Source organism: Candidatus Obscuribacterales bacterium (assembly GCA_019744775.1).
In the GTDB taxonomy this organism is placed as follows: Bacteria; Cyanobacteriota; Vampirovibrionia; order Obscuribacterales; family Obscuribacteraceae; genus SBAT01.
Genome location: JAIETZ010000003.1, coordinates 137,460 through 163,692, shown reverse-complemented (window position 1 = coordinate 163,692; position 26,233 = coordinate 137,460). Strand labels below are relative to the sequence as shown.

The following is a 26,233-nucleotide window of genomic DNA, read 5'->3' as shown; positions in this document are numbered from 1 at the left end:
CACAACCTCATACGCCACTCCAGATTTACCGGACACGTCCCCCTGGATACACATTAAAGCCTGTTCCGGCACGCCCAGGAACTTGAACATCCCAATGTGGACCACCGTGTCCCTTAGGTCCACTAGGAACCCAAACATTCCCGTCAGCAGCCTCAAATCCTTTACCTGGTCCATTCGGGTTCGGAACCCAATTAGGTCCACCCTTGGGTTCCTCAAATCCAGTCTCCGGATAATCAGCAGGGTTCCCCGGAGCCTTTGGTCCATTAGGATCTAACGCATTTTTCGGCGGCTTAGCAGCACAAAAGGGATCTGGTATATCGCTAATTTTGGGATCCGGAATGAGCCAACCTGCAGCAGTGCCAGCCATTCCACCGAGGAGCGCTCCTGCTACTGCTCCAGGAATTGCAAGTCCGCCTCCTCCTGGCAATGATAGGACACCCCCGGTGAGGGCACCACCATAGTATCCGCCAGTAGCCCCAGCGGTTCCCCATATTGCAGCGTTTATAGGACCAAGACCTGATGGATCTCTGTAGGATATCGGGCGATTCCCCACATAAATAAACTCATTGGTTCCTGCGCTAATTCCCATCGGATCCCTACTTAGCCAGCGAGCCTTACTCGGACTGAAAGCTCTATATTTCGTCAAGTATAGTCCGCTACGACTATTGAGATACATATTTGCATAGCCAAAATCAGCATCAGGTCCGACTCCAACAATCTTCGAACCTACTCCCCATGAATCATAACTATACTGATCAACAACCCCTCCATCCGTGCCTGTCATTTCTCGAACAGACTCTACATGATCGAAGTTATAAAAGTAATTTGTATTAGATCCACCGGAGAAGTTTATCTGTCCCAGTGAAAAATATTGACGCCAACTGCTGTTATCGGAAAGGCGTGTCTCGCAAATCTCATCTCCACACCACACCAAGTTGCTGATACTCAATACCGCCCCATTGTATGTTTCCGAAATTTGCGAATAGCGTCCCGCAGCGTCGTATGTAATATTTGTACTGTTGGTACCGCCATAATTCATCTGAATTATTCGATTCTCGGCATCATACGAATACTGTGGGTAAGCACCTGTAGTCGTATTCGTCATATTACCGTTAGCGTCTGAGCTAAATGACTTTGAGGTGCCGTTGGCAATCGTGACTGGGTACGTGTCCGTTGTTGCAGTTCCGCCTCCACTGACTGCTGTCACGGATGCAGTGTTTGTACCAACAGCCAGCTTCGGACTGCTAGCAAAGCTTGTCGATGGCTTTATGTTTTCTGATGCGCCTCGTATGTCATTCAAGGCTATTACAGTTTTTGCATTCGGGCTAGCTGCTTGTGAATAGCTTGTCTTGCTGCTAGATGTCGACGATATTGTAATTACTGCTCCAACAGACGTTGCTGTTACACCGAGCGTACTCAGCGTCATGTTTGCGTTTATTGCTGTGGTAATGGCAGATGCTATCGTTGTCAGCGTGTCACTTCCACCAACTGTGTAGGCAATTATCTCTGCTTGCGGAAGCTGTTTATCATGGACGCTTAGATAAAGGACGTCTCCTGCTTGGATGTTTCCACTTATGGTGGCCGTCTGGCTTAGATTTACCACAGCCGATTTGACGGGATTTACAGTTGTGGCTTGGAAGGCAACAGGTCCTGCGGCCTTTACTTCTGTGAGTTGATTTACACAGTCGTATGTTGCTTGTGCTGCTGTCGTTGTTAGTCCGGAGGGGAAGCTGCCTGTGCTGTCTCCTTGCATTCCAACAATATTGCTGGCGCAGTCATATTTATAGTAGTTCTGTTTGTGCAGCGGAGAAATTGCACTGCTTTGACTTAATGCAATTGTGTCTGTTGCTCCGGCCCCGGTTACTGCACAAGTAAAGCTTGTGGTGTAGTTTGGTGAAGTACTTATGGTTACCATGGAGCCACTCGAAGATGCCGTAGCGCTTATGTTGCTCATCGTTGAGTTGATTGAACTGGCCAGAGCTGTGGCAATGCTAGATGCCGTATCGCCACCGGTTACTGTGTAGCTGGCTGTTTCCTGTCCGACAGGTACAGTTCCAGTAAGCGATGCGTCATATGCAGTTACTGACACAACATCGCCAGCGTGCACTGCACCACCAATGTATGCTTTGAAAATGCTGCCGGAGTCGGATTGTGCAGAGGTGAGTTGTCCGGCTAGGTCATAGTCGTAATCAGTGTGGATATTGCCGGCATTTTGTTGCTGCTGCCACTGACGTATTTGTCCTGCTGGGTCATAAGCGTAATTGAATTGTGAGACCATTACGGCGCTTGGATTTGCGTTGACTATCTGTTGCAAGCGTTGATCTAGGATGTTGGGTAGGTAATTGAAAGTGGTCGTTTGTGAATTTGGATAGGTTATCGAGGCTAAACGAGGATCACCTTTTGATGAACCTGGCGAGTTATCCAAATATCCGTAATTGAAAGTGCCGAGTGGGTTTACTTCGCTTGTTACACGATTGATTGCATCATATTCCCATGTTGTGGAATTAGCTGGGCCATTTATTGACCTATTAGTGGTACGACCCAGCGAATCGTAGATATATGTTGTCATAGAATTGTTGATTGCTGTATTGGCGGTTGACGACAATTTTCCGGCGCCAAATGCACTTCCAGCCAATATCGTACTTGTTGAACCACCACCTTGAACAATTGTTGATGTACCAGTTGTCTTCTGTTGAACTACTGTGCGACTGTTAGTGGAGGAGTTAATACTAACTACCGCACCACTTGAGGTGGCAACGATACCAGAAGTATGCGTACTTGAATTGAGCCTAAAAGCCAAGGCCGCAGCTATAACCGTGGCGGTATCACTAACACTTGCCGTATAAGATGCAGTTGCCTGTCCTCCAGGCAAGGCAGGGTCATAAACTGTGATGCTGAATGTATCACCCAAAGTTCCTGAGAATGTGAGTGTTTCAGTCACAGTGCCGTTGGCATTAGCGGTAATACCCACCGTGCCGGCGGCAGGTGGGGCTGTCAGAGTGACAATAGACCCACTTGCAGTAGCAGCAATTTGGGCAGCGGAAATTGTTGAGTTTGCATTTATAGCGCTGGCGACTGAGCTTGCTAAAAGTGCGGCGGTTGTATCACCCGATTGCACCGTGTATTGCAAATTGACACTATCACCACTTAGCGTGTCATTGTACACAGTTACATTTATTCTGTTACCTGTCGTGGGGGTTCCGGAAAAATAAATACTTCCAGAGACTGCCGTTGTGATCGTTTCAGTTGGAGACACTCCACTGACGCCGACTGTTACCGCGGGCACACCAAATTGAGCGGGTGCAGATAGATAAATCACGCCATAGCTGGCATTGGCAGTGGCAGTTACACCTGCATTGCTCAAGGCAGAATTCGCATTGATTGCAGTCTTAATTGAATTCGCCAACGTCGTCAAAGTAGTGTCACTTGACTGCACTGTGTAATTAACTGTCGTTGAGCTGCTTGGCAATATGGCTGTAGCAGCAGCCTCAGACGGACCACCAGTCAAAGTAATTGTTTCATTACCAGCGGGGCTCACCCACTGGGCATATTGAGTTTGATTAGCAGAATTGGACGAAATGGTGAAGTAGGAATTTCCGCCAGACCATGAGGCAGTAATACCCAATCCGGAAAGTGTGGCATCAGCGTTAATTGCAGTTGAAAGCTGATTGGCTATTGTAATTGTCGTATCACCGCCGCCGACCGTGTACGAATAAGTCCGCTGTCCAGCAGGCAATCCAGTAGATGTATTTGATGGAATTCCCGCGTCAAAAACCGACACGCTTACAACATCGCCGGCATTTATTGAGCCGCCAACTGTCTCGGTGACAGTGCCATTGGCATTCGGCAGAATGCTAAATGCACCAGTCGCACCATAGGCTGATATTTTCACATTGGAGCTACTTGCACTAGCGGAGATGTTGGCTGCCGAAAGCGTCCCGTTACCGTTAATTGCAGTGGCAATACTGCTTGCCAATGTGGACAAAGTTGTATCACCAGCCTGGACTGTGTATTGCAGATTGTACTTGCCACCAGAAAGGTTGTTGTTAATTACCAGAACGTTGACGACATTGCCTGTGGTCGGAGTCCCGGTGAGAGACACATTAGTGGCAGTAGTGTTCGCTACCGTTACCGATACAACATCGCCAGTTGTTGGAGAGCCACCAAGTGTAAGAGTGGCAATTCCACCGGTCGACGTTAGGTAAGGGTTGTAGGTATAAGAAAGTCCGGAATTACCATTTTGTCTATTAGTTACTCTTGGATAATTCGGGTCGTAGGTTACATATACCGATGACGTGGGGTTAACTGCCTTCGAATAACTGGTCTCTGCAAGTGACAGGTCACTGTTGTAAGAATAGTTCGTGACCTGACTCAAAGCATCCGTACGGTTTTGCAGAAGTCCGAAGTTATTGTATGTGTAACTGTATTTTGTACCGTTAGCGTAGACCTTGCTTGAGAGACGTCCCTCAAGATCGTGATGCATGGTCGTAGTATGCCCGGCTGGATCAGTCAAACACATTACAGCACCGCAACCACACCATGTATATTTGGTTTTACGACCAAGCGGATCAACTGTATAGGCAAGCTGACGCATGCTGTCATACGAATTTTGCGTCACTCTTCCTAGTCGATCAGTAAACAGGATTTGATCAAGTCTGTCATAGACAATTTGATCATACGTGCCGTCCATGTAGGTTATTTGGGTAATTCTGTCTGCATTGTCATAGCTATACGTTAGTGTATAGCCCTGGGAATTCGTTGCTTGATAGACCCGTCCGTAACCATCGTAGGTAAATGTCGTGACGTCCTGATTACCAGACAGTGGTCCATCAATTTGGGTCAGATAAGCAGGAAGAGAATTGCCTGGGATACTGCCGTACGTGTATTTCCACACATTTCCTCGGGGATCACACACCTGTGTAGTCTGACCAAATGCGTTATAGGAGTATATGGTTTGCTGCCCAGATCCATTTATATAGGAAAGCGGAAGGTGCTGACTAAGCGCTGCCGTGGGTGGTGCAGAGAATTGATTGTAACTCCATTGACCAATTACATCGTTGTTACTTCCTCTAACTTGCTTTGCTTGAATCAGATCAATGTTATTCGCGGCATATGTATAAGAAAATTTGCGCCCTTTGGGATCTATGGACTGCGTCATATGCCCGTATGTATTGTAGGTATAGTCCCACTCTGAAGTGTTCTGGGTAACTGTGTTGGGTTTGTTACTTGGTCCGGTCCAATAGTGATCGCCATCGCCGGTAGCCGTCGAGCCATCATAGTAGTAACTAGTCCTAGTATCAGATCCTGTCTGTGTAAGAGCAGGCTCGTACCAATTTGGGACAGGGCTTTGAGTGGTAGTTGTCGGAGCTAATAGTTGCCATTCGGTGACAGCGCAGTGCCAGGTACTCGAATAGACCGGATTAACGCTATTTGCTGGATCATTGGGATAACGAGACATCGCTTCTCTATCCCAATAGTAGGTTTGAAGGATGTGTTCTTTCCAGTTTTCCACGACGCACGAAGTTCCATCTGGAAAACTGATTCTCAACCCTGTAGGTAATTTATTGCTCGGTCGGGCTGGCGTGTAACTGTAAAAGGATGTCGTTCCATAAGGCGTCGTCATTGCCGTAACAAAATTAGAACCTGAATCATATGTAAATTTAGATACCAGTCCTATTTGATCGGTTATTGATAGAAGAAGGGCGTACGTTGAATCATATGTAAATGTGGCAGTACGTCCAAACGGGTCACTGATTTGAGTAAGGTTGTAATAGCCAGGTGAACCAAAGCTGTTGGTTGCATATGTAAGTGCGGATGTCTGTCCGATGGCATCCGTAATTGTTGAAATTCGAAAATTTGAGTCATATTGAATTGAAATACTGTTGCCTTGCGGATCAAACACCTGTGTCATAAAGATCCGGCCTGTACCGTCAGTATCATTGAATAGCTCGATCGTTCCATCAGGCAAACGGCGCTGATAGTTGCCGCCAACAATTGCCAGTGTGGATTGCGAAGTTAGATTTGGATTCGCGTAGGCAGGACTGCCCACCGTACCGGTATTGGTAAATACTTCGCAGCCGCCGCCACTTACCCGCACGGTGGCATTCTTAGAAGCATCCAGAGTCAAATAGGACAACCAGTTGAGCGTCCAATTTTTTCCGAGTGTTGTAAAGGCAAATGAGCCGGGTTGATTGTTTTCTAGATAGTTGTAGTTGACACGAAAGTTCATCTCTGGTCCAACTGGAGGACTATATGTCAATGGAATGTCGGAAATATTAGTAGTTGTCTGCATTGTCCAGAATGCAGCTTGGGCCATTCCCTTTTCACATTGATCCATAGGTTTTGTCCTAGGACAATCCGGGGTCATAGCATCCATGTCGCTATCATTGGCAAAGCCCTTGCCCCAAACATTTTCTGCTTCTTGCTGACTTAAGGCTCGCCAGCCGTTGGGCAATTTACCTGCAGGCACCAGAAAGTAGCCGTCGCTCTCAGCATCTAATGCCTTTTTGCTAAGCCATCTATCACCAGCGGTATCAAAAGTTGGATCTTTAAGTCGATATCGTCCATCGGCTTCTTCAGTTATCGCGGCAAAGTGGCCTACCTTCCAGTGCATAACAGCTGGAACGACAATAGGCGAATTCGGCATTCTTTTAGCTGGTTGATAATCCAAACCTGCTTCAGTTGCCCAACCTTTCAATTGCCATAAATTCGTTCCTTTAATAGTCGAAGCGGCTTTATATAAAGTTGGATGACAGGATTTAACATGCTCTTTGCCAAACAAAAGACTATTAATTGCATACGGTCCACACTTGAAAGCTATGCCTGGATCCGTCTTCATTGTTTCCAGACCGGTGCGCGCGCTGTGTACACGAGTTTCATCTGAGCCACGCATCGGACGATTTTTGATTTCGGCTAGTTGACTGCTGATGTCCTCCATCTTACCGAGTCGCGCTTCTAACATCAGCAGTCTGGAAATTGCCCCGTTGGCTACGGCTGTTTGCAATTGTCCTTTTTCTGGCTTGGCAATAGTCCATGCTGATTTCCAATAACGCAAGGCATCACTAGGATAGCCGGACTCAAAACGACACTGTCCCAAATTCAGCTCTAATGATGCACGCCAACGCGAACGTGGGTATTTAGCAAGAAAGCTATTCAGATCGCTAACATTTTCACAATCACCTTTAGACTTAAACGATGAAAGCGCTTTTGTGAGTGCTTGGTTTTCGCCTGGCACAGGCTTTGTGCTCATTGGACAAAGCGGCTCTGGAAAAATTCGAGCAGCAGAAATTTCGCTGTCTGTCGCCTTGGCGGAAAACTTCAATACTTTGTTGTTGTGGAGTTGTATGGCTTTTGTGCCACGACGAATGAAGGCAGGCATTGCCGGCGGAGGCGGTGCATTCAGCCTTTTCACTGTAGCTGTGTCAGCAGCAAATGCAACCGGCGAATTCGCCAGTGTAAGCATTGTCAGAAAAAGACAGATGATTCTATTGTTTGCCATTTATTTGTTTCCAAATGTTATATAGAAGGAGCTGGTAGTTGCAGATTAATTGTGGGCGGTGTTGTATCACCAGGATTTGGCGCAGGCCATTGACTTGAGTCCAACACGTATGTGGCAGAAGCTACGCTACTCTGCACTCCGTCGCGCACAGATATTGCCTTAACTGTCTGACTGTAGTAGACGCTAAGCGGCCCTGAATATACTGTCGATGATGTTGTCGGTGTTGATCCATCTGTCGTTATGTACGTGATAGTCCCCGGCTGAGAAGCAACAGCAACATCGGTCGGTCCGCTCAATGTTCCGCCTGCCACACTAATTGTTGGAGTCACCGGCACGACCGAAAGTGTTTGGTATTTTTGAATATAGTAAGACTCGACAGCTGAACGTTGAGTTGAGGTTAATTGAGTGGGATAGATCAATATCTCAGCTATCTTGCCGGAGTAAAAACCACCCAATCCACTTGCGCGCCCAATGTAATTTTGCAAACGGCTAATATTCACCGCCGTTTGCATACTAGTATTCTGCGCACCCTGCGTTCCATTTGTATAAACTGTCGCAGTACTAGTTCCGTTATAGATGCCTTCTAGTAATTGAAATTGTCCTATTGCGATAGCGCTTGATGATGTTACCGAGCTATCTGTCGAGCCGTTATAAACATGCAGATCTGCACCAGTCGATGAGGGTTGAGACATATATATATTGTTGTTGCTAGGACCGTTGCCCAACTCAAAGAAGCGGGCATCAGTGCTTGGTGTGTCTGGACGCACAACAAGAAAAATGCTCATTCCGGACGCGAAGTTTGAAAAGCCTGTCGGCAGATTCAAGAATTGAGATGTGCCATTAAAGCTAATCGCGCCAATACTTGATGAAGGATTAGAAAGTATTGGTTCATTACCTTCACTATATGTAGCTGAGTAACCATTTCCTGATAAATCAATCCACTGCTGCACGGGTTGTGGTGATCCAATTCCAGTAACAACACCGAAATCAGTCGTAAGGCGTAATAACGGTGCAATTTGCAATATTGGTTCGAGTGCCGAATTTACATCTATGTATGCAGTAGCAACAGTGCTATAAATTCCGTCTTGATATGCAACCGCGTTAATTTGTGTCGGGCTGTTAACTATAACGGGTGATTGATATTGATTTGAATTTGAAGTAGGTGTACTTCCATCTGTTGTATAAAAAATGGTACCAGATGGCGCAATTATGCTTGCCGCGCGTGCACTAGTATACGAACCCGTACCCGGCGAAATCACCGGTGGATTCAGCGCTTCAGCTGCTTGACTTACTCCCAACCAGAGCATAGAAAATGCAATACATAGTAAGTAGAACTTCGCCCGAAAGACAGTCATATTATTTTGTCATCCTCAATCTAATGGCGTTCGCACTACGAGACAGTATAATACCAGCCACGACCAAATTTACCGCCGGCAAGGAAACATCAAGATGTTTAAAAAATCAACTCGTCGTTTCAATAATTGGAAAGCATCAATTGCGCTTTTATCGATGTTTGCATTTTGTGCCGCGGTAAATGCGGAATGCCCACCAACTCCGGTCAATACACCAATCACAGTCAATGATGAAACTCCAGATGTGCCAACAAGTCGCCAGCTAGTCAATGGCACCGGCACCACTATTGATACCACTTCACCAGGGCAGATCAAAGTTAACGTCAGCCTTCCAAGTTCCGGTGTTACACCTGGCTCCTATACAAACGCCGACATCACTGTAAACTCCCAAGGGCTGGTTACTTCTGCAAGCAATGGTGCCGGTGGCGGTGGAAGCACAACCAATGCACTCACCGCAGGAAATCTTCCCGCAAGCGTTCCTAACGTAATCATGCCAGCCAATGCATTGATACAACCGTTGCCGTTTGATCACACGCTTGCCGCTTCTAGCGCAGGAACAGAATATTCAGTACCGACAGGTTCAAGCAATTCACTAGGTATCTGCACAGGACCAAATAGAAATATCTGGTTTACTGAAAACAATCAAAACAAGATAGCAACCATAACCCCAATAGGTGGTTTTACGGAATACACCATTCCGACAGGTTCCTCAGCTCCTTGGGGAATTTGTACAGGTCCAGACGGAAATATCTGGTTCACTGAAAAATCTGGTAACAAAATAGCCAAGGTTACAACAGGCGGTAGCTTTACTGAATACACTGTTCCCACAGCATCGTCGCAGCCAACTGGTATCTGCACTGGACCAGATGGAAATTTATGGTTTACCGAATTCAACGGCAACAAGATAGGTAAAATCACCACCGCCGGTACAATCACCGAGTACACCGTGCCGACCGGAAGTTCTCAACCACGTTCAATTTGCGCTGGTCCGGAGGGTAATCTTTGGTTTGTGGAGAGCGCCGGAAACAAGGTCGCAAAAATTACAACGTCAGGAACCATCACTGAATACACAGTACCAACCGGTTCAGCCTCCCCATTCTCAATCTGTACTGGGTCCGATGGCAATCTTTGGTTTACAGAATCAGGAGTCAACAAAGTAGCAAAAGTTAGTACTACAGGTACATTTGCGGAATACACGATTCCTACTGCCAGCAGCTCACCAGACGGAATCTGCGCGGGACCTGATGGGAATATATGGTTTTGCGAATATGCAAAAGATAAGATTGCATCAGTTTCCCCCACTGGTTCGATTCAAGAGTATGCGCTCCCCTCTTCAAGCACCGGCGTCACATCAATATGTATTGGCTCTGACGGCAATCTCTGGATGACAGAACAAAGCACAAGCAAAATCGCCACTTGGACTTTTGCAGTGGCTGGCACAACGCCAATACTCAATTCGATTACTGCGGGTAACAACGTCACCATTACCAAGACGACTACAGGCATTAGCATTCAATCGACCGGTGGCGGAGAAGTAAACCCAAACCTTGCACCAGTGAAACGCGTTATTAACTCCTACCCAACGTCTTTCAGCGTAAATACCAGAACCGCAATTGGTACAAGCTTTACAGTTACCACAAGCGGATCTATAGCAAACGCGACTGTTACCGATGGTATAACGACTAATCGTTTAACCACTGGAACAACATCAGGTCAAAACAGCTTCGAGCAGCCCACCAATGCGCTAACCCGATATGAACTTAAGCCGAAGATGCAAGTTTCAATCGCACCAAACACCACAACCAACGTCAGGTATTGGATATGCAATCTTAATCCAGGTGGTATAAGTGGGGGCGATGCTCCAACTATCACCGGCGGGGGCTGCGGATTCCGTTGGTCTACCAGCGCTGGTGACACCAATTGGAAATTCGGAACATCCTCAGGCGGAGGAGTTTGGTCATTTACCGATACCGGAGTAGCCATGTCGGCAGGAACAAAGATTACCTTCACTGTTGATGCTTCTGATCCGACTCAAATCAAGGCATACATTAACGGTAACCTTGTTGCGACAAAGACAACAAACTTGCCATCCGCGACTCAAGCCATGAACACCAGCCCAGCGGTGATTGTAACTCTAACAAGCAGCGCGGCAAGCTTTGACTACGGTTCGTTTATGGCCGAAACGTATTAAGCCTGAGGATCCCTAATCGTCAGCACCAACAAATAGGGGCGCATGCAATGCGCCCCTACAAAAACAATTACCTGCGATCGATTAACGACGCCAGATATCAGCACCGAGATTGCGGAGCTTGGACTCGAGGTGTTCATAACCACGGTCTAAGTGGATAAGTCCGCTAACTTCGGTAATACCTTCGGCTGCCAGTCCGGCGATGATTAGTGCACCGGCTGCGCGCAAGTCTGTCGCTTTTACTTCAGCGCCTGTAAGACGCGGTACACCTTTGACGACGGCGGCGTTGCCGGTTAAGGCTACATCGGCGCCCATGCGGCGGAGTTCGGGTACGTGACCGAAGCGGTTTTCGTAGATTGTCTCGGACAAGATTGAAGTACCTTCGGCGATGGTCAAGACGGCCATCAAAGGTGCTTGCAAGTCTGTCGGGAAGCCTGGGTAAGGCAAGGTCGTGATGTCGGTGCCTTTGTTCAGACCGTCGCTGCGGATTTTCATTGTGTCCGGAGCATACATGGAAATTTCGCCGCCCATTTCAGATACCTTGCTCATCAAGGCATAGAGGTGATGCGGGTTGGCTCCTTCGACGACGATTTCTCCGCCTGTTGCGAGCACAGCCATAATGAATGTGCCTGCTTCCAGTCTGTCTGGAATGGTGTCGAAAGTAGCGCCATGGAGTTCTTCCTGCTTCACACCATCGATGATGATGGAGTAGGAGCCGGCGCCTTGTATCTTTGCTCCCATTGCGACCAAGAAATCTGCCAAGTTGACGATTTCCGGATCTTGGGCAGCGTTTTCGATGATTGTCTGACCTTCAGCCAAAACAGCAGCCATCATGATGTTTTCGGTGGCGCCGTTGGATGGACGGTCTAAGTGAATTCTTGTACCAACCAACTTCTCGGTGTTGGCATAGACATAGCCGTGCTCGATTTTGACTTCGGCTCCGAGCATTTTCAGTCCGCGCTCGTGCAAGTCGATGCGGCGTTCGCCGATTGCACAACCGCCTGGCAGAGAAACCTTTGCCTTCTTGAAGCGCGAAAGTAGTGGTCCTAAAACAACAATTGAAGCGCGCAGTTGGCTAACCAGCTCATACGGTGCTTCGGTATCTCTTACATCACGGGCGTCGATTACAACTTGCCCTTCGGTGATGTCGACTTTGGCGCCTAAATAGCGAATGACTTCAGCCATCATGTAGACGTCTGTCAGGTTTGGCACGTTGCGCAAAATGCTTACGTCTTTGGTGAGCAATGCTCCAGCCATCATCTTCAACACGGCGTTTTTAGCGCCGCCAACACGCACAGTGCCTCTCAAAGGCTTGCCACCACGAATGATGATTTTCTGTTCCGCTGCGGCTTGTACCGCTTCCATTTGGCTCTGGCGAGCCTGTTGTTCTAGTCGAGTGGCTTCTGTTGACATGTGTTGTTGTTTCTTTCTAGTAATCGACTTTTGTGACATCTTTTGGGTGGTGGAGTTCTGTTGATCAGATAGGACGAGTTACTCCCGTCATCCCTCAAAACCTACTCTACACGGCCAACGTAAACTATATGTTAATTGAGGCAGCAAACTCCGACCAGACAATGTGTTTAACGCGCTTATCAACCGTTACGTTACTTAATTACCTTAGCGTAATTTCAGACAAAAGAAAAGAGTTTTTTGATCGCCGTAAACCTGCTCTCCATCACGATTCTGGCTGGTGACCGATGCGTGTTAAACTGCCAATGCCTAGTGAACACTTGTCAATAGGATCATTGGGCTAATTCCTTTTGGATTCTTTATTGGAGCTGTCATGAGATTCACGTCCGCCGATTTGGTCAAACTAACTCCTGTCGCAGCAGTCGTTTTGGGACTGTCAGCCTGCTCTATTGCCGAAGAAGTGAAGCACATCGAAGAAGTGCAAAAAGCCGAGCAGCGTCAAGAAACTGCTCGCTCAGAGAATCTCACCGGAGAGCAATTGTTTGTGCGCAGCTGCAACACCTGCCACCCTGGCGGCAAAGCCGGCATCGGTCCAAGCCTGGAAGAAATAAACGAGAAGATTCCTGATGACGCTCAATTGAAAGCGATTATTCGCAAAGGTCGCGGCAATATGCCTCCGCAATCGGTCGAGACAATCAACGACGCCGAGCTGGAAAATCTCGTTACTTATTTACGATCACTTAACAAGTAAAACGCCGAGTTTGTCCAAAACAAAAATTGCGACGATAGCAAATCCGACAATCAGCAATAAGCGAGTCAACCAATTAGGGCCGGTAAGCATAATCGGCTGCACCGGACAGTACTTCAAAATTGCCTTGGGGATTTTGTCTTTTTCGGCTAAATAAATAGATTGGATGAGCAGCGGCCACATACTTTTGTTGTTAACCAGCGGATGGTAAAGAATGATAATCAGCTCGGGGCTCAGGTACACACGAAAGACTTGATCCCAGTTGACGGTCTTACGTTGAGGCCAATACGGACCGCGATACTTAATTCCCTTGCCGGACAATTGCAGACTGCACGGGCTTATGTAAGGTCGCATGCCGATGACTATGGACAGCAACGCAATCGTGCAAAAGAAGCCGATCATGTTTACCAGCAGTCGCATCTGGTGCGCGTTAATGAGCGCCCCCCAGCAGTAGCGAGCCAGACCTAAATAGATGGCCGCCAAAATGATGCACATGGCCAGCTCTGCCGGATCGCGCTTTTCGATAAAGTTGTCTTGATCGTGCTGTTGTCCCTGCATGCTTTACGCCAACCGCCCTGCAGCTTAGATACCCGTAAAACAATAGCTGAAAACCGTCGGCGAGTATAGCCTTAGCCGCCAAAGAGCTCTGCCTGGGCTTTTCGAGCCATTGCCTGGCGCGTCTGCTTATCAGACGGAATCTCGCTTGAGGGAGCGACTGCCTGATAAAACTGCGCATCAAATGGACGCGCACGAACAACCACCGGCATCGGCGTGGCATAGCCTAAAACTAAAGCCTGTTGTTTGGGATCCAGCTGGGACAAGACTGTTCGCAATGCCTGGCTGCCCGGCACGCCGGTGAAAACAGCTTCGATGTCTTTCTCATCATTTAGAAGGGCCGTGACTCTCGTGCCTATTTGACTGAGCACTTCTGGATCAATACCGCTTGGTCGTTGATCGACAATCAACAGCGTCACGAAGTACTTACGCATTTCACGGGCGATGATGCCGAAAATAGTTTGTTTAGCAACTTGCGGCGACAGAAACTTATGCGCTTCTTCAATAACAATCATCAGCTTGCGCGGCGGCGCTACCTTTTCAGGATTTGCCAGATAAACTTCAGACTGTTTGACGTATTCTCTATGAATGCGTCTGGTGATTATGTTTGTCGCAAGCATATAGGCAAGTAGATTATTCTGGCGACCAAATTCCAACACGACGTGTTTGCCTGCTTGGATAAACCGAATAATCTCATCTATGTAATTATGATTGACACGAGTTTTTAGGTACTGGGTCTTTGCGATTACAGTGTTCAATCTGCGCTGCAAGGTTTTTATGGCCGTCGGATGTCCCTTGTTTGTTTCCGTAAACTCGTCAATTTCCTCAGGAGTCATCTCCAACAGGGTGGATATCCAATTGGGACCAAATTTCTCTTTGACGATGTAGGCATTTTCCAGAGTCGCTTCAGAAAGCGCCAGTTCTGATTTCAGAAGCTCTAAATCTTCAATTTCAATCTGGTCATAGCCAATGTATAGCTCATGCGCATCAGGCAGACCACGTGCACGAGAAGATTCGGCATCCAAACTAAAGACAACAACATCGGCTCCGAATAATTGCTTGAGACCTTTTACACGCGGCTGTGATTTGTTTTCTGAAATAGCCTGCCAGCCATATTCGTTGTGCATGTCGAAGACTAGAACCGACGCCATATCCTTGCTGATCATGCCTGACAGAAAAATACGGGTCAGGAAAGACTTACCTGTGCCGGATTTTCCAAATATGCCATTTGATCTTTCAACAAACTTCGACAAATCAATACAAATAGGCGTATCCATATTGAGAGGCTGCCCAATATTGAAGTAGCCGTTGTCCGCGCCTTTGCCTTCTTCGCCGAAGACCAAGGCAAAGTCATCTGCAGTTGCTTCGTAAACCGACGAAAAATGGCTAGGAATCGTTTTGACCGGGCTTAATTCAGGCTGTGCTTTACCATTTTGCTCAAGCATGAGCATGGGCTGCACTTTCACCGTACCGAATGTTGAAATACCGGAAAGCACTTCTAAAACAAAGTCATCGCCCTGTGGTGGATTGACTAGTATTCTTGGATTGGCAGTAGACAGGCTTACATCAGTCAACATGCTGAAGAAGCGCGTATTTTTTCCTTCAACAACAACAAAGCGTCCAACACGTAAATCTTCAACGGACGCCTTTTCATTGAGACGCATTTCTAATCCGCCCGAAAGCGAACCCTGCGTAACTATTCCCAAGTAATCCGGTTTTTTAGCCATCAAATCCCAAAGCGCGGGCAAATTGTTTGACTGCTTGTTCCTTTTCGCCCGCTTGGTATAGTTGTTCCCTAACTACTTTGTCTTCACTCACTCCATCATACTCAGTTATTTTGTAAGTGAGAGGTTCATGCAGGCTGCGCTCTAAGCGAATCAAGTTGCCTTGTGTATCCGTGGCACCTACAAGACCCCAAACACCGTCCAACGATTTCACGATATCGCTAACTGTGTGCGGCCACTGACTGCGCATAAGAATCCTCCTTTAACGCTCCGGCTCGCAGAGCCTCGCCTTCACTTGCTATCCAGCAACCCACGCTCCACTCGCATTGCTCATTCGCAAAGCTCGCTCTCGCTGTTGCAGGTTAAGCTTAGCAACCACTGCTGAGCTTCCTTTGGTTTCATCATTCAAAAAATTTGTCCGGAGAGGGACTTGAACCCTCACGGTTACCCACACGCCCCTCAAACGTGCGCGTCTACCAATTCCGCCACCCGGACGCGCTAGCTTGGTTCCAATTTTGTGCATCCTACCAGTTAAAGAAAACTCAAGGGAAGTCGGTAGGACAGCTTGGAAAAGCTCCGATCCAATAGTTTATGCATTGCGTGCCTGCTAGGTCAAGTTAGCATGAACCAAAGTGCTGAAAATGGCGCCAAGATGCGAAAAATTTATCTTTTAGCAACATAAACAGACCGATTGTGGGCATATCACTAGGGAAGGCATGATGTCCGTATACAGCCACCCTGCCTGCCTTTTGGACCTTTGACTTGAGGTGCCGGGAACGAAAGGTTGCAACAAGTAATCTTTACGAAAAACAAGAGAGGCATTCCGGAGCAGTAAGACGATGATGATTGAGATGTGGGTTGCCGGAATAGCCTTGGATGCACGAAATGGACATCCTATCGTTGTACTGAACGATGAAACAAAACGCCGAGCATTACCTATCTGGATCGGCATGGCTGAAGCAAACGCGATCGGGCGAGCCTTAGACAATTACAAACCGGAAAGACCAATGACCCACGACTTACTTTTAAGCGTGATCCAGTCGCTTGGTTATAAGGTCAAACAAATTGAGATAAACGAACTTTCGGCCAACACTTACTTTGCCACCATTATGTTATCCATGACGGATCCCAACGGCAAATTAGAGGAAGTAATTAAACCGATGGACTCTCGTCCATCAGATGCCATAGCACTTGCATTGAGGGCCCACGCCCCCATTTTTGTATCTCCACAAGTGGTGGCAGATGGAACCATTCCCGCCGATCTGGAAAAAGATACTGCGGAAGCAGAAGAATTCAAAACCTTTATAGACAATCTCAAAGCCTCCGACTTCGGCGGCAGCGAGAAAGAGAAAGAAACCAAAAAGAAAAAAGAAGATCCGCCGGGAAAGTAATTACTTGTTTTTCAAAGCTGTTTTGAGCGCGGCTTCCAGCGTGTTGATTTTTGCTTCCAGTTGCTGTTCGCGATCGGACTTAACTGATGCAGCTAACTTCGCGTCTTGAGCATCCCACTCAAGCTTTTTCTTTTCTTGGGATACTTTGCCGACTTTCAGTTGAGTAATGCTAAAACCAAGCAATGCACCGGAAGCCAAAGCACCCAATATCAAAACCATCAAGGCAATTTCACCCTGCCAGTTAATCATATTGAGCTGCACTGGTTGCCCATTAAAAATGCCGGCCAAACAAAATGCCAGAGCGAGCACAATACTTATTGCCAGAACCGCATAGCGAATTATCATCTGTTTATCCCAATTGGAATTACTTGAGAGATTTTACAAGCCTATCCAAATCATCAGGCAAAGGCGCATGAAATTCTAAATGATCGCCTGTCACCGGGTGCATGAAGGAAAGGTAAGCTGCATGCAGAAACTGCCCAGTGATGCCCATTTTATGCCGCTTGGCCAGGCTGCCGGTATTTTTCTTGTTGTAAACAATGTCACCCACAACAGGATATCCCAGACTTGCCATATGAACTCGAATTTGATGGGTTCGACCTGTTTCTAGTGCAACTTTCACAAGGGTATAGGCACTAAATCGGCTTACTACCGTGTAGTGCGAAACAGCATTTCTGCCATCGGCAACAATAGCCATTTCTTTGCGACGCGTAGGATGTCTGCCGATTGGTTTATCGACAATGCCTTCATCCAGTGGCATTACGCCTTCGAGCAAGGACATATAAACGCGCTTTGCTCGCTTGTGTTTTATTTGATCAGCTAAATTCCAGTGCGCCTGATCATTTTTTGCTACCACCAAAAGTCCTGATGTGTCTTTGTCCAAGCGATGAACAATACCTGGTCGGGCAACTCCGCCAATTCCGGAAAGTGCGCCACGGCAGTGGTGCAATAAGGCATTTACAAGCGTGCCTTCCTGCACGCCAGCGCCTGGATGCGTAGTCATGCCGGCTGGTTTGTTGACCACAATCAAATGCTCGTCTTCAAAAATAATCGAGAGCGGAATGTCTTCGGCTTTAACATCCAAATCCTTCACGGCAGGGATGTGAATTTCAAGCTCTTCGCCGCCGACTAATTTATGCGATGCCTTGCTTGTTTTGCCATTTACAAAAATCTTTTCGTCATCGATTAGCTTTTGTATGCGTTGTCGGCTCAGCTCTTCCAATTGTTCGCTTAAGTACTTATCCAGACGCAGTGAATTACCCGCATCCAAGTGCACAACAATTGTCAGAACTGTTTCTTCATTCGTTGGCATTTGCGGCATTGTCGTCGGAAGCCCTAGAGCCAATCAAGTAGGAAATAAAAATCAAAGCGATACCTGCATCAATTGTCGCATCGGCAACATTGAATACCGGAAAAGGAACAAACGAGAATTCCAAGAAATCGGTGACGCGTCCGTATTGCACCCTGTCCAATAAATTACCCATCGCTCCACCGAGCAAACAGGCCATGCCGGCCTTTTCAATCAGATTCGGTGTGTCGTTTGCCCGCGTCCGAAAAAAAGCCCACACGGCAATTCCAATGAAAATCGCGAACGCCAATATGGTCATTGAATAACCATATTGCTTACCGAGACCAAAAGCTCCGCCTTGATTAGTAGTTAGCGTGAACTGCAACAGTCCGGGGATGAATGGCTGAGTGGTACCAAAAGTCAGATTTGTTCTGGCCCATGTTTTAGAAAGAAAATCCAAAACAGTGAGACCAAGAGCACCAAACCAGATTAGCCACATTACTTGCTTTCGTCCCTCGGGGTTACCGGCGGCGTAGCGTTAGCCGTTACTTTAGTTGTATCGCTTTCGATTTCCATCTTCGGAACAACATTCAGTCGACGTGTATAAAATGCGATGCCCATTAACGAATTGCGAGCAGCATTGGTTATACCAACAGTAGCCATCAACAACTCATTGCGATTCTTGGTGTTTGCATTCATTACGCGCTCAAGAATTGGGTTTTCCATTGGACGCCAAGCATCTGTCGGCTGTGGCTGCGGATATTGCAATGGTTGAGCTGTGATAGATCCTACTGCAGCTAGACCAGCGGGTAGATTCAATTCCAAACGAGCTGAATACTGATTGCCGAATCTAACTTGATCAGGCGCCGCAAATTGAGCCGGTATTTGTTTAGCAATACCGAAAGCAACTCTGACACGCTCATAGTCGATGCGGTCACCAATTATTTTCCAGTTTGGACCAACTTTCTTGACGTAAAGCTGACCTTCGGAGATAGAGCTCAATTCACCCTTGCCGCCGATACCTGGCATTTCCTTGGATGTTGAACCATCAGCAACGTCTTGCGATTCAACGGTGACGAATGGCCCTTCCACACGAATGCTCTTGATTGTCGAGCTGGATTTTGCATCCGGATACGTCTTCCAAAAGTCTTGGGTCAACGCACCGACAGCTTTCTTATCGAGTCCGTCATTGTTGATGTAATCATCAGCGTAATAGGAAAGAACGCCTTCGAGGTTGTGAGCATTCCACTCGCGCTCAATGTTGTTGAGCAGAGTCTCAATCTCTTTGCGCTCTTGTGCGCTGTCCTTATCGTCTACCGGAGGCGTAGCTTCAGCAGCAAAAATTCCAGTTTTGCCGAGAGGATTCTTCGACACTTCTGCCGGCGCCGCCGAAACATCCTTAGCCAAACTTGGTTGCGCCACCACCGGCAACACCATCGTTGCCAGCACGGCAATAGTCAACTGACGAGACAAACCAGGCAAAAAGAATCGACGCATCATTACCTCTATAAACTTGGTGGTGGCCAAAAGACGACCTGTTTCCAGAATTAAGGACATTATACAGCTGTAACCACAAACCCTGCGTAAAAATCGTACGGACGCATTGCACAAAAGGTGTAGGGGCGCATTGCATGCGCCCTTCCTGGTCCAGTCATTCTGAGCGAAGCGAAGAATCTCACCTGTTAAAGACGTGAGACCCTTCGCTACTCTCAGGGTGACGTTACCAGTTGGTCTAGTTTTAGACAGCTACCAAGAGCTGGTTCATCAAGTTGATGTGTTCCTTGATGGCGTCAGCTGACTTCTTGAGAGCCGCTTCTTCGTCGGAATTTAGCTTGAGTTCAAGCACTCTCTCAACACCCTGACGACCAAGCACTGTTGGCAATCCTATATATATGTCCTTGATGCCATATTTGCCATCTGCTTGCACGGCACAAGGCAATAGGCGGTTCTTGTTGCGCAAGATGGACTCAACCATTTGAGCCACTGAAGCACCTGGCGCGTAGTAGGCGCTTCCGGACTTCAAGAGACCAACAATTTCCGCTCCGCCATCGCGCGTGCGTTGGCATAGTGCTTCAACACGCTCTTTCGACATCAGTTCAGTAATTGGAATGCCGTTGACTGTGGAGAAGCGTGGCAACGGGACCATCAAGTCGCCGTGACCGCCCAGTACCATCGCGCGAATGTCTTCAACAGAAACGTTCAATTCCATGCCGATGAATGCAGCAAAACGTGCGCTGTCAAGAACACCAGCCATACCGATTACGCGGTTGGTCGGCAACTTGGTTGTTTGCCAGGTCAAATAAGCCATTACATCCAACGGATTGGTTACAACAATGAAAATTGCATCTGGCGAATGCTTGAATGTTTCTTTTGCAACACTCTGCACAATACCAGCATTGGTTTTCAGCAAATCGTCGCGTGACATACCTGGCTTACGAGCAATACCGGCTGTGATTACGACAATGTCCGAGCCCTTTGTATCGGCATACGAATTTGTGCCAATGATGCTGCGACCGTGCATGTTGACAGGGGCAGCCTCGAGGAGGTCAAGTGCCTTACCCTGTGGAATACCTTCCAAAATGTCTATCAAAACGACATCAGCTAAATCTTTTTCGGCAACATATTGGGCGACTGTAGCGCCTACGAAACCTGAACCAACAACTGTGACCTTGCTCACGATTGTTCTCCTTGTGTCTTATAGATTGGGAGGCAACGCTTGCCATCTAGCAACCGCTGTTTTTCTGATCTAGCGCAGAAGCGCACCAGTCAGCCTTTTAAGTCCCTTGAGCTTACCACAATTTCCACGCAAAAATGGGAAGCGAAGCAAGAGCGATGATGAAGCGGTCGCAGTGGAGCGAACGCGTTTTGCCGGAAGCAAGTGAAGGCAAAATGAAATGTAGACGGAGCATTACGTAAAAGGAACAAAAAACCTAGGGCAAATCCCCAACACGGGTAAGTAATTTCAAGTTATGCTTATAGATAAGAGTGAGGATTCCTTAATTTGAATTGGCCTATTTCGCTTGTGTTAGTCGTGGCATTTGCCGGTCTGCCCTGTTACGCGCAGGACAAGCCTGTCCTGAAGCCTGCTGTGCCGGAATTGGACAGCATCGTACCCCAAACAGCCCCACCGATTCAGAGCCAACCGGCTCCAAAGACTGGTCCGGCATTAAAAGGCGGCATACAACGCTCCATCAAACAGAATCAACCCAACATGCGCAGCGGTATTGGTCAGTCAGACTGGGAAAGATTCCTGCGTGGTGATGCTCGCGATCAAGGATTATCGGGTAGCGCCAATTCCGGCATTGGTATCATCGGCGTAAAATTCGTCATGTCGATGGGCAGACCGCCTGTAATCAACAGGGTATTCCCGCTGACGCCGGCGTTTAAAGTCGGCTTGCGCAACGACGACATTATTGTGGCAGTCGATGGCATTCCCACTGTCGGCTTGAGCAAAGAAGAAGTTTACGACATGATTGTCGGCTTACCAGGAACAGAAGTCACGCTATCAATTCAGCGACAAGGTGATTACTCATCCTACAAGATGCTGAGAATGGATTTGAACGACATTACCGATCCCTATGTCAGGCGCGATTACTTAACCCACATGTAGGTTTTTGATGCAGCTCTTCTTGTATGTTCATACACATTGGGACAGAGAGTGGTATCTGCCCTTTGAAAGTTTTCGCTGCCAACTTCCTGCGCTTTTGGATCGCGTTTTAAACGGACTTGATGACGGCTCACTTCCAAATTTTTACTTGGATGGACAAGCAGCGATTATTACAGACGCACTTGAAATTGCACCACATCTTGCCGACAGAATCAAACAACAAATGGCTCTCGGAAAATTATCGGCAGGGCCCTGGTACATACTTGCAGATCAAATGCTTGTATCCGGCGAAAGTCTCATTCGCAATCTCAAACTCGGACTAGAGACAACAAGCAAATTTGGAAAACCGGCAATGATTGGTTATTGCCCGGATACATTTGGTCACAGCCAAGACTTGCCAAGAATACTTAGCGGATTTGGCATTAACAACGCAATTGTCTGGCGTGGTGTTGGCAAAGTCGAAACCAATCCTGTCTTCTGGTGGCAAAGCCCCGATGGAAGTCGCGTGCTGACCTACCACCTCAATCGCGGCTATTATCAAACGCAATTCCACGAAGATAAAAGTACTGACGAACTTTCCAAATCGTTAAAAACCTGGCTCAATCACAGTCCGGAAACAAATCATCTAGCTAATTCATATTGCTCATTTATCGACGGAGCACTTTGTCCTGTCGGTGGCGATCATATTTTTCCACCGAAAGATTTCTCCGAGACAATTGAAAGCATTGACGAGAAGTTGAAAGGTGAAGGCATTGACACCTGGGTAATACAGCCTAACGACTTTATCAATCTACTTTCTGCATCGATAACAGCAAGCAACGGGCAACTCTCCACAGTAGCCGGCGAATTGCGCGACAACACCGAAGCAAAGCTTTTCGAGCGAGCATATCTATTACCCGGAGTTCTTTCGACAAGACTTTATTTAAAGCGAGCGAATCGTCTTGCTGAGCATAGAATCACTAACATCATCGAACCATTGTTTACACTTCTGTCCGCCGAGGGCAAAGTCGAATATCCGCATGCCGAGCTTGCTCGCGCTTGGGAATTACTGCTTCAAAACCAACCACACGACAGCATCTGCGGCTGCAGCGTTGATGAAGTGCATCGAGAAATGATGGTACGCACAGACTCTTTCAACAATATTCTAGATGCACTGGAAAGACGAGCACGCCTGTCGTTAAACGACCAGTCTTCGATTAGCCAACTTTCGGAGAATGATCCTGCCCGCAATCACAATCACCTGACTGTTTTCAATCTTTCCGGCCAAGACCAAGCTTATCCTGTCTACATGACCTGGTACAGCGAGGAAAAGGACAAGAAATCACCCAACATCCAAATCGTCAAAACAGAAAAACGAGACGAATTATTCTCAGGACCAGGCATAACGCCCTACTACAAACTTCTACAATACAACGAAGGCTGGGTCTGGCCAGGCACAGTGCCAGGCATTGGCGCGACAAGTGTTCAATGGTCAAAGGGCGCGCCAAAGCTCAATGACAAGGTCGCAAGCACATGCTCCACAAGCACTGCCGACGTCAAAACAATTACCAATGAATTACTGACGGTTGAAGTCTCCAAAGACGGTGGCATTTCGGCAATCACCAAAGACGGTCAAAGATACAACCTAGACCATCGCCTGCAAGACGTTGGCGACGGTGGCGATACTTACAATTTTGATCCACTGCCGAATGATATGCCGATAGAAGCAAAATTCATCAGCGCGAAAATTGGCAGCAAAGGTCCATTGGTTTCTTCAATAATCCTCAACTATGAGATAAAAATCCCAGACCAAGTGATTCAAGCACCTGGCGATTTAGAACTAAATCAAATTCCACAATTATCTCGTTCGACTAAACTCGTCACTCACAAAATCCAGACAGAAGTCTCAGTCCGCAAGAATGTCCCAATCGTATTTTTTGAAACCACCTGGGACAACAAATCAAAAGACCACCGGCTGGAAGTATTACTCAATACAGGCAACACCGTAAAAGAAACTCTTTCCGAAAATCACTTCTCGCTTGTAAAACGTCAACACAAAAACGAAACCGTTGAACTACCAGTAGAAATCGGAACCGAAGCCCCCGTCGACCGCTTCCCCTGCCAACGCTTCTTCATCGCCAACGATCAAATATTCCTCAACTCCGGGCTACCGGAATACGCCGTCAATGGCAACAACATCGCCATCACCTTATTGCGCTCCGTCTCCTTACTCTCCCGTGGACGAATGAGAACCCGTGGCGGCGGCGCCGGACCACACTTACCGACACCGGAAGCAAACTGCCTCGGCCCAAATAAAACATCCTACGCCTGGGCTCCTCTTCCACAACAAACTGATGCCTACAACATAGCCGAGCAATTCGAAGGTCGCCTCTGGGCTTGTCTTTCACAAACTTCAATCAAACAGGCGGACATGGTTCGTTTGAACAATCACGCAACCCGCGTTGTTTCCCTGCATAACGACGGCAATGCCCCAGTCTTACGCGTGCTTAATCCAACAGACAAGATTCAAGAAATCCAATTATCTGGCAACCTTTTCAGAGAAAGTGTCACAGAGTGCAGTCTGAACGGCGAATCGAAAAAAGAAAAGAACTCCTCAATTCTCTCCGTCCGACCGTTTGAACTCGCCACCGTACGTGGACTCTCCTAAGCACGCTTACGCGACTTCACGCTTTTGGCAACTTTTCTGGTTGATTTTGCAGCTTCGACCTTTCGTTTCTGTGCATCAACATAAGCCTTCAGAATTGCATTGATTCTCGTCTGATATCCGGGACCACTTTTTCTAAACCATTCTAGAACTTCGCTGTCAAAGCGAATGGTTATTACTTCCTTGACAGGAATGCCCCATACAGCATTTTCGAACCATTCATCATCGAGTTCAGGAATCTCGCTATAATCGATTTCGTCATCAGTCATGGCATCTACTCGTTTCCAATCTGTTCTAGATTTTCTCTTCATATCTCTTTCTCTCACGCCTATTTGCCTTCCTAAATGAAATGATTCGTACTAGTTCGCTTGAACGAACCGTGTAGACAGCGAATACAAATCGTCCCTGGGAAAGTCCACCAGCAATAAATCTGTCCTCGCCATATTCCTTCCGCTTATCTTGTTGAATAAATGCTGGATTGTTTATGACTTCAATCGCGTCCGCAAAATCAAGCCCTCGCTCGATAATGTTTCGCTGGTTCTTCAATTCGTCCCACTCGAATCTTATAGTCATTGTAAATACATCTTGTAAATATGTCAAGGTGTACGTACACTCTGACAACACTCTTCTACCGCTCTATTCATAAAGACGAAAAAACAGTAAAAAAGTTCAATGCATTGAATTAAATTGCAGATGCAGTTGTCAGCACTGCTTTAAAGTTGTGGTTTAATCACCATATGAAAAGCTCTCAACTCATTTATCCTCTATTGATTGGAGCAATTATGTCGGCTCCCATTTGCAGCCCGGCACCTGCGTATGCAGCCAAATTCAAAGAAGCTAAGCCGATAGCTCCGCTGCCGGATGAAAACCAAGCAAAGATATTACAGATAAAACAACTGCTTAAGACTGGAAAAATCCAGATGGCAGGTACGATGATTATCTCTGTGCTGGAATCCGTGACGACTGTAGATGAATGCCTCAATTTGGCAAATCTTACTCAGACTTATGGGTTTCCGATGATGGAAGTTCGCAGGCAATGTGTGAGAAAAGCGCTTAGTCTTTGCAGGACAAGCCACGACTTGATGTTGGTTGCACTAACTTCTCGGCAATATCAATTCTTTGAATTAACCAGGCAAGCAATTAAAACTCTTATCGACAATACCAACGCGGACGCGGACTTGCAGAATCTAGCGGTCAACGCACAACATTTAGGACTCAATGATGTTGCTGAAATGGCAATGGAAAAGGTCTATCAACAGACTACATCACCAGAAGAAGCAATTTACTTCGCGCAAGAAGTCCGCACGATGGGCATGGAGAAGCTGGCACACAAGTCCATCGCAAATCTTATAACGCAAGAAGACAATCCGGTGCGTCTGTGCGTGCTTCTAAACAGCATCGAGTCATTAAACATGCATGATGTAAATCGCCAGCTATTGAAGAAAGCTCTCGATAATGCCGAATCAGCGGCGGATTACAACGCAATTGCCAAAGGCGCCAAGAAAGTCAACGAACTGGATATTGCTAACGTTGCCGACTATCGAATTCGCAAAATGCAATTGATGCAACAAATCAAAGAAGATCAAGCCAGCTACGATCAGCAAGTACAAGACTGGCAAAGCAAAGTCGACGCCGAGCGCGCCCGCCGCGAAGCAGAAGCCGCTCGAGCAAAAGCAGCGGGGGACAACCCAATTGTTCTACCCGGACTGGATCCCAATCTGCCAAATCCAGCTAATCCGGACAACATTCCCGGCCTAATTCCAAACGAGAAAGACAATACGCCTTCATTCTTGAAGAGTCCCAGCACAAGCTTCTAGACGTGCCTGCC

At 47.2% G+C, this 26,233-nt stretch carries 19 protein-coding genes and 1 tRNA gene; 6 read left to right on the top strand and 14 right to left on the bottom strand.

Annotated elements, in window-relative coordinates:
* Positions 1-25 precede the first annotated feature (25 nt).
* Both K2Y22_07430 and K2Y22_07425 read right to left on the bottom strand, forming a co-directional pair.
* Complete coding sequence (locus K2Y22_07430) at positions 26-7,498, bottom strand: hypothetical protein (protein MBX9878275.1); 7,473 nt, start codon at positions 7,496-7,498, stop codon at positions 26-28.
* A gap of 17 nt (positions 7,499-7,515) precedes the next feature.
* Positions 7,516-8,853, bottom strand: coding sequence for a chitobiase/beta-hexosaminidase C-terminal domain-containing protein (locus K2Y22_07425; GenBank protein ID MBX9878274.1), 1,338 nt, complete (start codon positions 8,851-8,853; stop codon positions 7,516-7,518).
* 94 nt (positions 8,854-8,947) lie between these two features.
* On the opposite strand from K2Y22_07425, the gene K2Y22_07420 reads away from it, so the two are divergent.
* A complete protein-coding gene (locus tag K2Y22_07420; GenBank protein MBX9878273.1) occupies positions 8,948-11,041 on the top strand; it encodes an SMP-30/gluconolactonase/LRE family protein in 2,094 nt (697 codons plus the stop codon).
* A gap of 81 nt (positions 11,042-11,122) precedes the next feature.
* Here the strand turns inward: K2Y22_07420 and murA are convergent, their stop codons facing one another.
* The gene (murA, locus tag K2Y22_07415; GenBank protein ID MBX9878272.1) at positions 11,123-12,451 is read right to left on the bottom strand and encodes a UDP-N-acetylglucosamine 1-carboxyvinyltransferase; all 1,329 of its coding nucleotides are present in this window, start codon (positions 12,449-12,451) and stop codon (positions 11,123-11,125) included.
* Between the two features lie 370 nt (positions 12,452-12,821).
* On the opposite strand from murA, the gene K2Y22_07410 reads away from it, so the two are divergent.
* On the top strand, positions 12,822-13,199 hold the full coding sequence (locus tag K2Y22_07410; GenBank protein MBX9878271.1) for a cytochrome c: 378 nt from the start codon (positions 12,822-12,824) through the stop codon (positions 13,197-13,199).
* Here K2Y22_07410 and K2Y22_07405 read toward each other — a convergent pair.
* From K2Y22_07405 to K2Y22_07390, 4 genes are all read right to left on the bottom strand, one after another.
* A complete protein-coding gene (locus tag K2Y22_07405) occupies positions 13,185-13,754 on the bottom strand; it encodes a hypothetical protein (GenBank protein MBX9878270.1) in 570 nt (189 codons plus the stop codon). The genes K2Y22_07410 and K2Y22_07405 overlap by 15 nt on opposite strands.
* Positions 13,755-13,825: 71 nt before the next feature.
* The gene (locus K2Y22_07400) at positions 13,826-15,478 is read right to left on the bottom strand and encodes an ATP-binding protein (protein MBX9878269.1); all 1,653 of its coding nucleotides are present in this window, start codon (positions 15,476-15,478) and stop codon (positions 13,826-13,828) included.
* Positions 15,471-15,725 (bottom strand): hypothetical protein, encoded by a 255-nt coding sequence (locus tag K2Y22_07395; GenBank protein ID MBX9878268.1) that lies wholly within the window; start codon positions 15,723-15,725, stop codon positions 15,471-15,473. Before K2Y22_07395 ends, K2Y22_07400 begins: the two co-directional genes overlap by 8 nt.
* A gap of 165 nt (positions 15,726-15,890) precedes the next feature.
* A tRNA-Leu gene (locus tag K2Y22_07390) sits at positions 15,891-15,970 on the bottom strand.
* Positions 15,971-16,314: 344 nt separating this feature from the next.
* Here K2Y22_07390 and K2Y22_07385 point away from each other — a divergent pair.
* Positions 16,315-16,866, top strand: a complete 552-nt coding sequence (locus tag K2Y22_07385; GenBank protein ID MBX9878267.1) for a bifunctional nuclease family protein — start codon at positions 16,315-16,317, stop codon at positions 16,864-16,866.
* Here K2Y22_07385 and K2Y22_07380 read toward each other — a convergent pair whose 3' ends face one another.
* From K2Y22_07380 to mdh, 5 genes are all read right to left on the bottom strand, one after another.
* Complete coding sequence (locus K2Y22_07380; GenBank protein ID MBX9878266.1) at positions 16,867-17,211, bottom strand: LapA family protein; 345 nt, start codon at positions 17,209-17,211, stop codon at positions 16,867-16,869.
* A 19-nt stretch (positions 17,212-17,230) separates the two neighbouring features.
* Positions 17,231-18,187: an RluA family pseudouridine synthase gene (locus K2Y22_07375; protein MBX9878265.1), complete on the bottom strand. Its 957-nt coding sequence runs from the start codon at positions 18,185-18,187 to the stop codon at positions 17,231-17,233.
* Complete coding sequence (gene lspA / locus K2Y22_07370) at positions 18,165-18,653, bottom strand: signal peptidase II (GenBank protein MBX9878264.1); 489 nt, start codon at positions 18,651-18,653, stop codon at positions 18,165-18,167. Before lspA ends, K2Y22_07375 begins: the two co-directional genes overlap by 23 nt.
* Positions 18,653-19,711, bottom strand: coding sequence for an ester cyclase (locus K2Y22_07365; GenBank protein ID MBX9878263.1), 1,059 nt, complete (start codon positions 19,709-19,711; stop codon positions 18,653-18,655). Before K2Y22_07365 ends, lspA begins: the two co-directional genes overlap by 1 nt.
* Before the next feature lie 181 nt (positions 19,712-19,892).
* Positions 19,893-20,831 (bottom strand): malate dehydrogenase, encoded by a 939-nt coding sequence (mdh, locus tag K2Y22_07360; GenBank protein MBX9878262.1) that lies wholly within the window; start codon positions 20,829-20,831, stop codon positions 19,893-19,895.
* A 324-nt stretch (positions 20,832-21,155) separates the two neighbouring features.
* Between mdh and K2Y22_07355 the strand changes: the two genes are divergently transcribed.
* Positions 21,156-21,764, top strand: coding sequence for a PDZ domain-containing protein (locus K2Y22_07355; protein MBX9878261.1), 609 nt, complete (start codon positions 21,156-21,158; stop codon positions 21,762-21,764).
* A 7-nt stretch (positions 21,765-21,771) separates the two neighbouring features.
* Positions 21,772-24,408 (top strand): hypothetical protein, encoded by a 2,637-nt coding sequence (locus K2Y22_07350; protein MBX9878260.1) that lies wholly within the window; start codon positions 21,772-21,774, stop codon positions 24,406-24,408.
* Here the strand turns inward: K2Y22_07350 and K2Y22_07345 are convergent.
* Together K2Y22_07345 and K2Y22_07340 are read right to left on the bottom strand one after the other, a co-directional pair.
* Positions 24,405-24,716: a BrnA antitoxin family protein gene (locus tag K2Y22_07345; GenBank protein ID MBX9878259.1), complete on the bottom strand. Its 312-nt coding sequence runs from the start codon at positions 24,714-24,716 to the stop codon at positions 24,405-24,407. The two genes, K2Y22_07350 and K2Y22_07345, sit on opposite strands and share 4 nt — an antisense overlap.
* Entirely contained in the window at positions 24,700-24,978 is a 279-nt protein-coding gene (locus tag K2Y22_07340; GenBank protein ID MBX9878258.1) for a BrnT family toxin, read from the bottom strand. Before K2Y22_07340 ends, K2Y22_07345 begins: the two co-directional genes overlap by 17 nt.
* Before the next feature lie 209 nt (positions 24,979-25,187).
* Between K2Y22_07340 and K2Y22_07335 the strand changes: the two genes are divergently transcribed.
* The gene (locus K2Y22_07335; GenBank protein MBX9878257.1) at positions 25,188-26,222 is read left to right on the top strand and encodes a hypothetical protein; all 1,035 of its coding nucleotides are present in this window, start codon (positions 25,188-25,190) and stop codon (positions 26,220-26,222) included.
* Positions 26,223-26,233 lie beyond the last annotated feature (11 nt).